At 46.4% G+C, this 17,349-nt stretch carries 1 protein-coding gene; it reads left to right on the top strand.

The window, feature by feature from the left end:
- Positions 1-40: 40 nt before the first annotated feature.
- Positions 41-17,329, top strand: coding sequence for a gliding motility-associated C-terminal domain-containing protein (locus R2Q66_RS00140; protein WP_316745705.1), 17,289 nt, complete (start codon positions 41-43; stop codon positions 17,327-17,329).
- The last annotated feature ends 20 nt before the right edge of the window (positions 17,330-17,349 follow it).

Raw genomic sequence — 17,349 nt, 5'->3', positions numbered from 1 at the left:
TTGGCAACGAAGAATACCTTTATTTATTATATCTACCCCTATGATTACAAATTTACCTCTCTATCTGGCTCCTGCCAGAGGATCTTCCGTGTCCAAATTCCCACTAAAATCATTTTCGTCAATTGCGCTGTCTTTTGCTGATAAAACGAAATTTTTATTCTGTTTATTGCTTCTGGTCATTTTTGGCCAGCAGGCAAATGCTCAATTTACGATCACAGAGAATTTTAAAGGCAGTTCTACTGGTAATATTACCATTGGTGGTAACGCTAAACTGACTTCCGGAAAGGAGGATCCGGTGGGTAGCGGTTGGTTGCGACTGACACCAGATTCTACAAATAAACTTGGATATGGTTACGTAAATCAGTCTTTCCCTTCCACATTAGGGGTTTTGGTCGATTTTGAATATACGGACTGGCGAAGACCAAACACCGGAGGAGCAGCGGATGGTTTTTCCGTATTTCTTTTTGATGCTACAAAACCCAATTCTATTGGTGGTAAAGGTGGTTCCCTTGGGTACGCACCTATTGCAGCAAACTCTGCCAATGATCATGCTGGTGTAGTGGGTGGATATGTAGGAATTGGATTAGATGAATTTGGGAACTTCTCCAATCCAGGAGAGGGAAGGACAGGGGGGGTGACTACCAATACAGGTACCGTATGGCCGGATAGGATTTCTATGAGAGGTTCTCAGGCAGAAAGTTATAAATACCTGACCAGCGCTGTAGTACCCGGTGGAGTTGATTATCCAACTGCCGTAAGTACAAGGCCAGATCCAACTTTGTTCTATAGAAGGGTGCAAATTGAGATTTTACCTATTGTAGGGGGGGCAGATAATGGGAAATACCAAATTACGGTGAAGTTGAAAACCAGTTTAACCGGTAATTTTGCAACAATTCTTGCACCTTTTACCTTAGCCACCTTACCCCCTGCAAATCTGAAATTGGGTTTTGCTGGTTCGACAGGTGGTTCTGTGAATAATCATGAGGTAAGAAATGTAATTATTACCACTCCTGGTGGAGTTAGGGTGGATAAAGCAGTGGATAAAGCAAGTGCGATTTCTGGTCAGGATCTTACTTATACGGTCAATGTGACAAATTCTACTCCAGCTGCGATTGCGAATTTGAAATTGGCAGATACCATCAGGAATTCAGCCAATGCCATTCTTACGGCAGCTGATTTTACGATTAACAGCATTAGCTTTAGTAACAATGGAAATGCGGGAAATACCGCTCCTGGTTATTCAAATGGAACTGTAGTTGCCGGTGGGACCAATCCATTCAATGCTACTTTGAATATGGCGGCTAATACCACCAGTACTTTTACCATAAAGGGGACGATCAATAATGCTTATAGCAATAGTATTCTGAAAAATTCCGTCGGAATAGACCCTTCACAAACAGGAATTACAGATACCGATTTAACAAATAACTATTATACGGTTTCCACAAATGTATTGAAACAAAATGTTGATGTGGCGATTTCAGGAACCGTAGATAATAGCTGTTTTGTCCCCGGAGGGAATACTTTTACTTATAGCGTAACCAATCAAGGTGCTACACCAACGGTGACTCCGGTGAGTGTAACTTATACTCCTCCTTCAGCAGCATTTACTGTGGTAGGAACACCTTCAGGTTCGGGTTGGTCAGTTTCATTGTCCAATGGGGTTTATAGATTTACGAGGACATTGCTTGATGCTTTAGCCTCTGGGTTTGCTTATCCACCGATTTCTATAAAGGTGTTAGGACCTTCCACAGGCGGCCCCTGGACAAATCAGGCTGTTGTGACCTACCTAAACGATTCAGATATTTCAAACAATACAGCCAGCGTACTGACTTACGCTATTCCTGCAGCCCCTTCATTAGAGAGTACAACGGTTAACTATTGTATAGGTGCAACAGCAAGCCCATTAACGGCGACTGGTACCAACCTAAAATGGTATACTGTTCCTGTTGGAGGAATGGGAAGTACTACTGCACCTACGCCATCAACGACTACTGTAGGGACTACAAGTTATTATGTGACTTCAAGTAATGGTACCTGTGAAGGACCAATGACTACGATCAATGTGGTGGTACAGGCTGCAATCACTGGAAATACGGTTTCTGCCAATCAGATAATTTGTTCAGGACTCCAGCCTGCAGCATTAACAGGTGGAGCAGTGACCGGTGGATCTGGTAGTTATCTTTACTACTGGGAACAAAGCATCAATGGTGGAGCCTGGACTGCAGCAAGCGGCCAGAATAACCAGCCCGGTTATGCACCTGCTGCATTGACCACCACTACGGCCTATAGAAGAACCGTTAGCGGGGGAGCCTGTTCAAATACCAGTAATGTGGTTACGGTTACGGTTCAGCCAGCCATCAGTTCAAATACGATTGTCCCTCCAGCTACCCTGACGCTTTGTGGTGCAGGTGATCCTGGATTGATCACCGGTTCAGCAGCGCTTGGAGGTACTGGAACCCCAACTTATATCTGGCAATCCAGTATAAACAATGTGAATTATACGACTATTGCTGCTGCAACCGGAGAAAATTATGATCCGGGACCAACACCAATTACGGTATCCACCTGGTATCGTCGTCTGGCTACCTCAGGAGCTTGTACATTAGCTGATATTAGTAATGTCATTAAGTTCACGGTGAATCCGGTATTAACTGCAGGAACAATTGGTGCAAATCAAGCCTTTTGTGAATCGGCTATGCCAGCTACCTTTAATGAGTTAACGCCTGCTACAGGCGGAGATCAGATTTATGCCTATCAATGGCAAAGTAGTACTACAAGTACGACTACTGGTTTTGCTGACATTCCAGGTGCCACGCAAATCAACTATACCGTAAGCAGTCCAATTCGTCAAACCACTTATTACCGCAGAACGGTGATTTCAGCCGCTTCAGGCTGCGGTCCGGTAAATAGTCCTGCGGTTACCGTTACGATTACTCCGGTAATTACCGGGAATGCGCTGACTACACCAGTCGTATCTGCTTTTTGCGGGCCAACGGATCCCGGTGTAATTACAGCTACAATCCCTACAGGTGGCAATGGAACATATGTTTACAAATGGGAAAAAAGTATCGATGCTGGCAATAGCTACACGGTGATCGGTGGCAATACCGCTAATTTATCTCCTGGACTTGTGTCAGAAATGACGCTATTCCGTAGAACGGTGACTTCTGGTGCCTGTTCGTCTATCAGTGTTCCGGTAATCATCTATATTGATCTTGCCCCAACACCTTCCAATGCAGGTGCTAACCAACAGCAATGTGCGACAGACTTATTCCAGATGAACGGAAATGTACCGGTATTAGGAACGGGAGTATGGGCTGTGGTATCAGGACAAGCCGCGATTGATAATGTGAATCTGCCAAATACAACCGTGAATGTTGCAAAAGGAAAAACAGCAACATTATCCTGGACCATTAGTGCTGGCGCTTGTCCATCATCAGTGAGTAATGTCACCCTAACTAATTTCGACAATCCAACTACTGCCAATGCAGGTCCGGATATCACTCAATATAATAGTGCTGCATTTACCATGAATGCAAATGTGCCAACTTCCGGAACAGGAGTATGGAGCGTTAAAGTAGGAAGCACTGCAACAATTGCCACGCCAACTGCAGCAAATACCCTGGTAACTATTGAGCCGGGAAGCACGGCAACCTTAATCTGGACGGTGTCAAATGGTACTTGTACCGCTTCTTCTGATGAAGTAGTGATCACTTATACCAGACTCGCAGATATTAAAGTAACGAAATCGGTAGTGACTCCGGGACCATTTGTTGCCGGACAACCTATTGTTTACCGCATTGTAGCCACCAATAATGGCCCAAGTGATGCAACAGGGTTAAAACTACTCGATAATGTACCTGCTGATATTTCCGTATTGGCCATTAGTGCCAATGCGATGGGAACTGCCGCAGTTACTCAAAATACTTCCGCTGGTAATGCTATAAACGTGACTGGCGACATTGCTTTTGGTGCCGGCAATAGTATTACTGTAGATGTGAATGGTACCGTTGCCGCCAATTATTCAGGTAACCTGGTGAATACCGCTACGGTAACTTCTCCAATCATTCCTGATCCTGATGGGGCAACTTCTACAGTAACCAGTCCCGTGGATAGAAAACCAGTCCTGGTCTTAGAAAAAGACGGCCCGGCAAATGTCATCGCCGGAGATGCCATTGCTTATAAAATCATCATCAAAAATACAAGTACCAGCGATGCCATTGGTACTGCTATTAAAGACCTGATTCCTGCACAGATTAATAATGTGAACTGGACGGTCAGTAAAACCGGCACGGCAACTTTTACCGGGAATGCCAGCAATACCGGAAATAACATCAGCTTTACAGCAACGATTCCTGCGGGCTCAGCCAATACGGTAGTCATCAATGTAACTGGAACCGTATTGCCTTCTGCAACAGGAAGCTTCAGCAATACCGCATCAGCGACACCGGTAGAAAATGTGCCGCCAGTAAATTCCAATACTGTAGTGACCACAGTTTCCAGCAAATCCGGATTGGTGATGCTGAAAAACGGACCAACCAATGCACAAGCGGGAAGTCCGATCAGCTACACTTTGAGAATTACCAACAACGGATTGAGTGATGCCTTAAATGCAAGAATTACGGATGCGATACCCGCAGCCATAAAAACAATTACCTGGAACGCAACAGTTCAAGGCAGTGCGACCATTATCGGTCCAAATGACGGCGGTGGAAGTAACTCCATCAGTCTAAATGGAAATATACCAACAGGAGCAGCCAATGCCATTTTGGTAACGATCAATGGCATTGTTGATCCATCGTTTAGTGGAACTATCACCAATATTGGTATTGCTACACCTTCAGAAGTTGGAGGTACAACATCAAATTCTACCGTAATCACTCAGGTGAGCCGTACTCCGGTATTGACGATTACTAAAACTGGTGCAGCTACTTTAGTTGCCGGTCAGACTGTAAATTATGTGGTTACGGTAACCAATACCAGTACTGCAGATGCGAAAGCTTTAGTGATCACAGATGCAGTGCCAGCTCAACTGAGCAATGTGGTCTGGAGTACCAGTACACTAGGGACAGCCTCTATAGTTGGCACAGGAAACGGTACGGCTAATGCGATTAGTGTTACCGGAAATCTTCCTGCCGGATCAGCCAACAAAATTGTGATCAATATCAGCGGAACATTGAGTGCTGGTTTCTCTGGCACTTTAGCAAATACGGCAACGGCTACACCAGCAGAGCCTGGAACGGAAGCGAAATCAGCGACCAGTACAGGTCAGGCCATCAGACAGCCCGCTTTAAGTATTCTGAAAACCGGCCCGGCTACGATTACTGCCGGTAACCAAATCACCTATACAGTAACTGTGGCCAATACCGGCGTTTCGGATGCCGTAGATTTAGTGGTGACAGATGTGGTGCCAGCCAGTATCAAGGATGTAACCTGGACATCTACCATTGCTGGAACAGCAGTGATTGACAATGGGGCAACCGGAATTGGAAACAACCTTTCCTTAACCGGAGATATTCCGGCAGGTGCGGCCAATAAAATTACCCTGACTGTTAGAGGAACGGTTGATCCATCTTTTAACGGCAGCATTTTAAATACCGCTACCGCTACACCTACAGAAAGTGCAGCAACGCCAGTCAGCTCTTCAGTAACGACTACCGCGGCGCGTACGCCAGAATTGAGCATTACTAAAACCGGCCCTGCAGTATTGGTGGCCGGACAAAACATTACCTATACCATTACCGTAAATAACTTTAGTGCTTCAGATGCGAAAGCATTGGTGATTACAGATCAGGTGCCTGCAACTGTTGGTGGAGTAACCTGGTCGGCAATAGCCGGAGGTACCGCCTTAATTAATGGTACTGCTGCTGGAAGTGGAAACGCCATCAGTTTGAATGCAGACCTTCCGGCAGGTGCCAGCAATAGCATTACCCTAACGGTGAAAGGTAAAGTTACGGCGTCATTTACCGGAACATTGAGCAATACAGCAACGGCTACGCCAGCTGAACCTGGCACGGTCGCCAAATCGGCAACCAGTACCAGCATTATCAGTAGAATACCGGTGTTGGCGATTCAAAAAACAGGGCCTGCAACGATTTCTGCAGGTCAGCAAATCAATTATACCTTAACCATTAGCAATACCGGAACTTCGGATGCCACAAATGCGACGATTACAGATGCGATTCCAGCAGGAATTACCAATGTGACCTGGACGGCAACAGCCGATGTAGGAGGTACTGCTACGATTATAGGTGCTGCTTCAGGAAGTACAAATGCCTTGACGTTCAATGCAAATATTCCTGCAGGCCTGACCAACGTGATCCGGGTAAATGTACAGGGGAATGTGAATTCAGCTGCAACAGGAACTTTAGTCAATACGGCTACGGTAACGCCATCAGAAGCAGGTGCTACTCCATCGGTTTCTACAGTGACCACTACTTTACAGTCGGTACCAGGAGTTACGTTGTCTAAATCGGGTCCTTCACAGATCGCTGCGGGACAAACCGTGACTTATACCTTGATTGCGGGCAATACTGGTCCTTCGGATGCAACTAACCTGAACATTACCGATGCTGTGCCAGTTCCATTAACCAATGTAACCTGGACCGCAGTATCGGAAGGTACCGCAGCAATTACTACCGGAGCAACCGGTACTGGCAGCAGTGTAACCGTTATTGGAAATATTGCCGCAGGTACAGGAAATAGAATCCTGGTGACGATCACTGGTCTGGTGCCATCAAATACTACGGCTACTACTTTCAGCAATGTGGCGAAGGCAAGTCCGTCGGAACCTGGCGTGTCTCCGGTAAATTCAAATACAATTACGACTACCATCAATAAAAAGGTGACCATCTCCGCTGTCAAATCTGCAACAGCAGTACTTTCAGCAGGAGAGAACATCACTTATCGATTAGAAATAAAAAATACCGGTCCTAGTGATGCGCAGAATTTATTGATTGCAGACCAGCTGCCATTAGGAATGATCAATACCCAATGGACTACTGCGACCAGCGGAACGGCATCGGTAATTTCTGGCGTAACAGGTACGGGAAATTCATTGAGCCTGCGCGGTAATATTCCGGCAGGGAATGCCAATGTGATTTTGGTCATGATCACGGGTAAAGTAGATCCGAATTTTACGGGTACACAATTGGTTAATACCTTTACCGTTGATCCGCTGGAACCAGGAAATCCTACCGTAACCTCGAATACCACCACTACCCTCATCAATAAAACCGCAGACCTGCAGATTTCAAAAACAGGTCCGGCAACAGCGATTGCAGGTAGAACAATAAATTATACCATTACAGTAAACAATGCAGGGCCATCAAACAGTATGGATGCGAATATTGTGGATCAGGTTCCGGCAGGAATTACAGGGGTAACCTGGACTGCTACCGCTCAAAATGGTGCCGTGATCAATACCAACCCGGCTTCAGGATCTACAAATAACATCAATGTGCTGGCTGCTATTCCTGCAAATTCAGGAACGGTAACGATCAATGTAAGCGGAACAATTGATCCGGGTTTTACAGGAAGTATACTGACAAATATTGCTACTGCTACTCCGGAAGCAGGAGTCACAGATCCAACACCGGCAACAAGTACAGTGGTTACCGCGGTCAGCCGTTCTGCCAATGTGAGGATTGTGAAATCCGGCCCGGCAAATATTACTGCCGGTGAGCAAATTACCTATACGTTAAGAATTGTAAATGACGGACCTAGTTTCGCACCAGGAGTCCTGATCAGAGATTTATTTCCTGGAGTTCTTCCAGGTTCTCCAGTGACTAATGTAAGCTGGAAGGCTATAGCCTCAAACGGAGCAGCCTTAAACGCTGGAACAGTGAACAATTCGGCTAGTGGAACAGGGAATGTAGCCTTTAGCGCTAATATTCCTTCTAAGACAGGCGTGATAGATGTGACCATTACGGGAACGGTGAATCCGGCGACAGCTCCGGGTGCCTTTGTAAATACGGCCACTGCGTTTTTACCTGATAATTCGGTTACCGATCCCGATCTGGTCTCTAATACGAGTTCAGTGACGACTACTGTTGGCGTAGAAACAAATTTAGCGGTATCGAAAAGCGGACCAAGCAAAATCAATATTGGCGATCCGATTACCTATACCATAGAGATTAAAAACAACGGACTGAGTAATATCACGGATGCTGCCATTACTGATGTGGTCCCTAATTCTGTGGCCGTGAGTAGCTGGACCGCAGTAGCCTCAAACGGCGCCTTTATCGAAGGTTCAATAAACGGGACGATTTCTGGAACGAGTAATGCTGTCATCACCTATGGCGATATTCCATCTACAGTAGTAGGAAATCCTCCTTCGCTGATCAGACTCACCATTCAGGGGATTGTGAAAACAACCGCCGAATCGACCTTTACCAATACGGTTACCGTGGAATCGAATGGTATTAAAGAAAGTGCTGTAGTAACTGCTTTAAATGCATCTACAGATGTATATATCGAGAAAAACGGACCTCAAAGTATCCTTGCTGGTGCACCAATCAGCTACCAGATCAAGGTAGGTAACGATGGTCCGATCAATGTGGCCGGTCTTAACATCTCAGATGTTATCCCTCCGGTAATTCAAAATGTAAGCTGGAATGCGACTACTTTCGGAACGGCAACGATTACCGGAGCAGCTAGTGGAAGTACAAATACCATTCAAACCACTGCTTCAATTGATGCAGATCCTGCAAATTATATCTTAATTAGCGTTCAAGGGACTGTTGATCCAGCTACGAATCTGACTGTCATTAACAATACTGCAAGGCTGTTGCTTCCAGCAGGAGTGTCTGATTTTAACCTGACTAATAATACCAGTACTGCTTCGACTGCCCTGGCTTCAAAATCAGGATTGTCGGTTCGTAAAATGGGACCAGCAGATGCAGTTGCAGGTTCTGAAATCAGCTATACGATTATCGTAACGAATGCAGGGCCAAGTAATGCGGTAGGTACAGTGATTACCGATGCTGTTCCTGCAAACGTTAAAAATGTGACCTGGACCTCCAGTCAGATTGGCGCTGCAACTATTACTGCAGGTGCAACCGGAACTGCCGGCGCAAATAACCTGGTAACCCTAACCGCGAGTATTCCGGCAGGTGCAGGAAATGAGGTAGCCATTGTAGTGAAAGGAACCATTGACCCTTCTTTTGCGGGCTCATTGCTAAACAATGCAGTGGCAACACCTGCTGAGCCAGGGAATCCTCCGGTAACTTCTCAAAATGTAACGACTACCGTAACGAATAAAACGGCATTGAGCATTGTGAAAACAGGACCATCAAGTGTGGCTGCTGGAACAACAATTCAGTACCAGCTGCTGCTGAGTAATGCAGGACCAAGTAATGCATTAGGCATGGTCATCACAGATCAGATTCCTGCAGGCTTAACTAATGTACGCTGGACTACGGCTGCCACTACTGGTGCGGTAGTGACTGCAGGTGCAACCGGAAATACAAATCCGGTATCGGTGACTGCTAATTTCTTAGCAGGTGCAGGCAACCTGGTGGTGACCATCCTCGCGGATGTCCCGGCAAACAGCCAGTTGGCAAGCGTAAGTAATACGGCAACAGTGGCACCAGGAGTTCCTGATCCCAATAACCCACCAGTGACTTCTAATGAGGTGACTACGGGAATTGTGAAAGACGTCACACTGAGTTTAACAAAATCAGGTCCTCCAACCTTAAATGCAGGAGAAAACATCACTTATACACTAGCCATTAAAAATACAGGTCCTTCAAATTCTAGTGCAACCAGGTTAACAGACGCGGTTCCTGCAGACATCACAAATGTTTCCTGGACGAGTACGGTTGCTGGTGGTACCCTGATTACCGATGGTAGCACAGGATCTGGAAACCATATAGATCTGACAGCTGACATTCCGGTAAATGGAACAATCCTGGTCAATGTAAAAGGAACAGTAGATCCTTTATTTGCAGGTACGTTAACCAATACCGCAGTGTTGAGTCCTAAGGAAGTTGGTGAACAGCCAGTGAATGCGGTTGCAGTAACACAGGTGAGTAAATTAACTAATTTACAGATTGGGAAAAGTGCAGTCAACAAAGCAATTGCAGGTCAGGTGATGACTTACCAGATTAAGGTGATCAATAACGGACCAAGTACTGCGCTGAATGCCTTGATTACGGATGCAGTTCCGGTACAGCTGCAAAACGTAAGCTGGACTGCCATTGGATTAGGAGCAGTAGTAATTACGGAAGGTGCCCAGGGAACTGGAAACACTTTACGTGTGAAAGCGAATATTCCTGCGGGTCAGCAAAATGAAGTTGTAATTGAAGTTACAGGAACGATCCTGGCTTCTTACGCAGGTACATTAAGCAATTCCGCTACAATAACCCCGGTAGATCCAGGAAATCCACCATTGGTAACACCGCCGGTAATCACAGTGGTTACACAAGAACCAGAAATCAATATCAGTAAAACAGGTTCGGCAACGGTTACAGCAGGTGGACAAATCAGCTATACCATTGAAGCCAATAATACCGGATTAAGTGATGCCACTAACCTGTCAATCACCGATGCGGTAAATTCAAATATTAAAAATGTAAGCTGGACCAGTAGTACTGCTGGTGCAGGCAGTATCATCAGCGGTAATCAAGGAACTGGAAATGCAGTATTGATTAAAGGAAACCTCCCGGCTGGTGCTGCTAATAAAATCACCATTAACATTACAGGTACAGTAGATCCGGCATTTGCAGGTACTTTAAGTAATACTGCGACTGCTACACCGGAAGAACCTGGTATTCCGCCAGTGGTTACGCCACCAGTGGAAACTGTGGTCAATCAGGTTCCGGTAATTGTAGTCCATAAAACAGGTCCTGCATCGGCCACTGCCGGCGGAGCGATTACTTATGTGGTAGAAGTAAGCAATACTGGTTTGAGTAATGCGAAAAACCTGAACATTACCGATCAGATTGATCCGGCCATTACCGGAGTAACCTGGACGGCCAGTACAGCAGGAACAAGTACCATCAACGGTTCTGCTTCCGGTACGGGAAACGTGGTGTTAAATGCAAATATTCCTACTGGTGCGGCTAATAAAATCAGCATCAGTATTACTGGAACGATTAATCCTGCAGCGCAGGGTAAACTGGTCAATATGGCCACTGCAACGCCTGCAGAACCTGGAATTGTTCCGGTAAACAGTAACCCTGTAGAAACTAATATCGATCAGAAACCAATTGTAGTGATCACTAAAACCGGACAACCTACGGCTACGGCAGGAGGAGAGGTTACTTATATCATTACTGCGGTAAACAATGGATTGAGTAATGCTTCAGGGCTAACTATAGTGGATGATGTACCTACCGCATTACAGAATGTAAGCTGGACTTCGGTTTCAGGAGGAACAGCATCGATTCTTACGGGTGGTACAGGAACAGGTAATTTTATGGCACTAACCGCCAATATTCCGGCAGGGAATGTCAATAATAAAATCACGATTACCTTAAAAGGAACCGTGAACCCTGCCTTCTCCGGGAAACTGGAAAATGCGGCCTCTATTGCAGTGCCATTAATTAATTTCCCGAATGTAATTACACCGCCAGTAGAAACGGCAGTGGATGCCAAACCAGGTATTACGCTGGTTAAAACCGGCCCTGCTGCGGTCATCTCCGGATCGGAAATTACTTATACAATTGTTGCAGGAAATACCGGGTTGAGTAATGCAACGGCAGTAGCCATTACAGATGCAGTGCCTGCTTTGCTGAGCAATGTGAGCTGGACCAGTGTAGCTTCCGGAGCTGCAGTGATCAATACTGGTGCTGCTGGTACCGGAAATGTGCTGCTCTTAAACGGCGATATTCCTACAGGTGCCAATAACCTGATCACCATTACGGTGAAAGGAACAGTTGATCCTTCATACAATGGTAACCTGAGCAATACTGCAATAGCGACCCCATCGGAACCGAATACGGTACCGGTAAATGCCTCAACTACGGCCATTGTAAGCAAGACGCCAGTGTTGGCCATCGCGAAAAACGGACCGAATACCATTGCTGCGGGTCAGGAGATTATCTATACGCTAAGTATCAGCAATACTGGAAAGGCCAATGCAGACAATGCGACCATCACGGATGCCATTCCTGCAAATATTACCGGGGTAACCTGGACTGCAGTGGCAAACGGGGCGGCAAGTGTGGTGAGCGGTGCAACTGGAAATACAAATAACTTATCTATGAATGTACATGTTCCTGCAGGTGCAGCCAATTCGATATTGGTAACAGTTAAAGGAACGGTTAGCCCTTCTGCAACAGCAGATCTGGTGAATAAAGCAACGATTACGCCTTCGGAAGATGGAACAGTGCCTGCTAGCGCTACAGTAACCACTACTTTAAAATCTGCTTCTTCGGTTAGCCTGGTTAAAACAGGTCCATCACAGATCTCCGCAGGTCAGACGGTTACTTATACGCTGCTGGCAGGAAATAACGGTCCTTCTGATGCACGTAACCTGAGTATCACTGATGCAGTGCCTGCCGGATTAACCGGAGTAACCTGGTCGGTGGCTACGCAGGGAACCGCTACAATAAGTACCGGAGCAAATGGTACAGGCAATAATGTACAGCTGACAGTAGATATTCCTGCCGGTATTGCCAACCAGATTTTAGTGACTATTACCGGGAAAGTGCCAGCTTCGGCTGCTGCCGGAACACTGACAAATGTGGCCACCGCTACACCGTCGGAACCAGGTAATCCTCCGGTAACGTCCAATACCATTACCACTACAGTAGACCATAAGGTGGCTATCAGAGCAGTGAAATCTGCAGTCGCTACGATCGCCGCCGGCGAGAACATCAATTATACCTTACAGGTTTATAATGATGGGCCAGGTGATGCGGCTAATCTGGCGATCAGTGATGTGGTTCCTGCGGGAATTACCAATGTCAGCTGGACAACTACTGCCACTGGCAGTGCAAGTGTGGTTGCAAATGGTACAGGTACCGGAAATACACTGAACGCAAGTGTGAATATCCCGGCAGGTGCGGGCAATTCAATAACAGTGTTGATTACAGGATTGGTAGATCCAGGTTATACTGGCACAACATTGAAAAATAGCTTTACCGCTACCCCTGCAGAACCAGGGAATCCGCCGGTACCTTCTGAAGAAGTGACCACGGCTGTGGTTAAAACGGCAGACCTGCAAATCACGAAAACAGGACCGGCTGCGGTTGTCGCAGGTTCAGCGATCAGCTATACGATTAACGTGAAAAATGCAGGTCCAAGTCATGTGACTGCTGCAACTATTACAGACAATCTGCCGGTTGGTTTTACCGTACAGAACTGGACTGCAACCGGACAAAATGGTGCGGTAATCAGTGGTCCGGCTACTGGAACAGGTAATGTAAGCCTGACCGCAGCAATTCCTGCAGGAAATGCAAACGTACAGATTGTGGTGACTGGAAAAGTGAATGCTGATTTTGCAGGCAGCAGCCTGATCAATACGGCAACGGCTACACCAGGACCAGGGGTAACAGACCCAACACCGGCAAGCAGTACGGTAACGACTGCCATCAGTAAAGTCGCGAATGTGAGAATCACTAAATCAGGACCAGCAGATATTGCGGTTGGAGAAATGATGATTTATAACCTTCGCATTGTGAATGATGGCCCAAGTGATGCGGTTGGTGTGCTGATTAATGATGTGATTCCTGGAAATCTGGAAGCCGGGGCAACCTGGACCAGCACACTTCTGGGGGGAGCCAGCTTGAGTCAGCCTTCAGGAACCGGTAACATCAGCCTGATTGGAGGAATACCTTCAGGAACAGGTGTCATTGAAATTAGTATCCTTGGAAAAGTAAAAGCAAATAATTTAGATAAAACAGTGTTCACAAATACGGCTACCGCTTATTTCCCTCCGGGCAGCTTGATCATTGATCCGGATCCGGGTTCAAATACCAGTACGGTGCCAACAATAATCAACAATGATCCAGTGCTTAAAGTATCGAAAAGTGGTCCGTCAACGGTGAATATTGGTGATCCGATTGAATATACGATTGTCATTAGAAACGGTGGCGCAGGAAATATTGTCAATGCAATGATTGCTGATCCGGTACCTAATGATGTAGCGGTAAGCAGCTGGTCTGCTACGGCAACAGGTGGGGCAACGCTGAACGGAGCTGCTTCGGGTACAACCAATTCAATCGTAACTTCTGCGGATATTCCTGCTGATGGAGATCCGAATACGACCGTATTGATCGTAGTGAAGGGTACGGTGAGAACTACTGCCAATGCGGTGTTTACAAATACGGTGACCGTAACTGCCAACGGAGAACGTAAAAGCTCTGTGGTTACTGCTGTGAATCAGTCGACAGATGTTAAGGTAGAGAAATCTGGTCCACAGGCGGTGATCTCTGGAGCTGCGATTACTTACACGATTAAAGTAACCAACCAGGGGCCAAGAGATGTGGTTGGATTAACGATCAAAGACAATGTTCCTTTGGAGATTGGTCAGATCAGCTGGACTGCTCAGGCAGTGGGTAATGCGAGCGTTAACGGAGCAACTACTGGTACGACCAATGCGGTACTAGTGAATGGAGATGTGCCGGTTGGTGCCGCCAATTATGTGCTGATTACGGTGAATGGTACGGTGAATGCCAATGTGCCTTCCGGAAATATCAGCAACATCGCTGCGGTGACTTTACCGGTAAGTATGGTCGACTTTAACATGGCCAACAATACCAGTGAAGTGAAAACAGTAATCAGTTCCGTTTCTGGATTAACAATCAGCAAGGCTGGCCCTCAAAATGGACTTTCCGGATCTGCGATCACTTATACGATCAAAGTACGCAACAATGGATTGAGTAACGCAAGTCAGGCACAGATCAGAGATGTGGTGCCGGCAGGAATCAAAGCGGTAAGCTGGACGGCCACTGCTACAGGCAATGCGCTGATCAATTCCGGAGCTAGCGGAACAGGAAATACAGTAGCCGTGAATGCAGATGTTCCTGCAGGTATCAATGCGGAGGTGACGATTACAATTAATGGTACAATCGATGCAAGTTTCAGCGGACCAATTGTAAACACTGCTACGGTGACACCTTCAGAACCAGGTAATCCAGCAGTAACCTCTCCACCAGTTACCACGAACGTGCTGAATAAATCGGCACTGAAAATTGTGAAAACAGGGCCGAATAGTATTGATGCTGGTAAAACAGTGAATTATACACTGACCATTAATAATGCTGGTCCGGGTAATGCGGTAAATGCGGAGATTTCTGATGCGATTCCTGCTCAATTGACTAATGTAAGTTGGACCAGCAGCGTTTCTGGTGCAGCTGTCATCAATTCAGGTGCAAGCGGACAAGGCAATGCGCTGTTGATCAGGGCGGATCTTCCAGCTGGAAATGGCATCATTACCGTAAATATTAGCGGCTTGGTTCCTGGAGGGACTACCGCAGGAAATATCAGCAATACGGCAACAATTAAGCCTGCTGAGCCAGGTAATCCATCGGTTCCTTCTAATACGGTAACGACAGCAATTGTCAATAATGCAAATTTAAGTCTGGCGAAAAGCGGTCCTGGTACGTTAAACTCAGGAGAAGCAATCAGCTATACTTTAACAATTAAAAATGATGGCCCATCAGATGCCATAGGTGTTAAAGTGTCGGATGTGGTAGATCCTGCGGTAACGAATGTTTCCTGGACTACAAGTCTGATCGCTGGAGCAACCATTAGTTCAGGGGCTACAGGTAATGTGAATGCAGTAGCATTGACGGCTAATGTTCCGGCAAATGGCAGCATCCTGGTCAACATCAGCGGTAAGGTAAATCCTGCTTATGCCGGAATATTGATCAATAAAGCAATATTGACGCCTGCGGATCCTGCTAAACCGGTGGTCAATGCGCAGGTGAGTACAACGGTAACGAGTCTTTCTGCATTGAAAATCACTAAAACAGGGGCTTCAACAGTGACCGCAGGCGGCCTGATGAATTACCAGATTACAGTGGTTAACAATGGTCCGGGTACTGCGCAGAATGCAGTGATCAAGGATGTGGTTCCTGCACAGTTAACCGGGGTAACCTGGACGGCTGTGGCGAATGGAGCAGCATCGATCAGTACCGGATCAACCGGAACAGGAAATGCGTTAAGCGTAACGGCTACGATTCCTGCAGGTGCTGGTGATGGTATCGTCATCAACCTGAGCGGAAAAGTAGATGCTGCTTATCTGGGCGCATTGAGTAACACGGCTACGGTGACCCCGGTAGAACCAGGGAATCCAGCAGTAGTGACGCCTCCGGTGACCACAGTTGTCGTTGCGAAGCCATCGCTGACTATTAAGAAAACAGGCCCGGCTACCATCAGTTCAGGTGCAAATATTACCTATGTGATTGAAGTTGGAAATACAGGACTAAGTAATGCCAAAGGGACGCTGATCACTGATAACGTGTCTGCGGAAATTACCAATGTGAAATGGACAACCAATACAACTGGAACTGCTGCAGTAACCGCCGGTGCAACCGGAACAGGTAATGCGGTGGCAGTAACAGGAGATATCGCAAACGGTGCCGGTAATAAAATAACCATTACCGTAACAGGTACAGTAAATGCAGGTTTCGCAGGTACATTGAGCAATATCGCTACTGGAAAACCTGCTGAACCGGGCAATCCACCGGTAGTGACGCCTCCGGTAGAAACCGTGGTCACTAAGACACCAGCGCTGAGTATCAGTAAAACCGGTCCGGCACAATTGAAATCCGGAGAACAGATCACTTATGTAGTAGAAGTATTAAATCCTGCTCTAAGTGATGCGGATAATATTACGGTGACGGATTTGGTATCTTCGGATATTCAGAACATAAAATGGACTTCGGAGATAATGGGTACTGCTAAGATTATTTCTGGTGGTACTGGTTCTGGTGGCCGTGTAGAGCTGGTCGCAGATCTTCCGGCAGGTACAGCAAATAAAATTGTGCTGACGATTACCGGTACTGTATCTAAGTCCTTTACCGGGAAACTGGAAAACACGGCAAGGATATTGGCTACCGCAGTTACCCCGGAAGTAGGAAGTAATACGGTTGCAACGATAGTCGAAAATGCCGATTTTATCATTCCGAATATCATCACACCAAATGGTGATGGTAGTAATGATACGTTCAAAGTGAAAGGACTGGAGAATTATCCGGGTACTCAGGTAATGATCTTTAACAGATGGGGAAATGAGGTGTTCCGCTCCGATAACTACACCAACAACTGGGATGGTAGTCAGCTGAATGAAGGTACTTACTATTACCTGATCTTAAGAAGAGAAAAATCGGGACAGACAACGCCGTTTAAAGGATGGTTATTTATTAAAAGGTAGAACATTTAAGAACACGCTAC

It is taken from the genome of Pedobacter gandavensis, from assembly GCF_032677645.1.
In the GTDB taxonomy this organism is placed as follows: Bacteria; Bacteroidota; Bacteroidia; order Sphingobacteriales; family Sphingobacteriaceae; genus Pedobacter; species Pedobacter gandavensis_A.
Note: the sequence above shows the minus strand (reverse complement) of the source record. Positions and strands in the feature narration are given on the sequence as shown.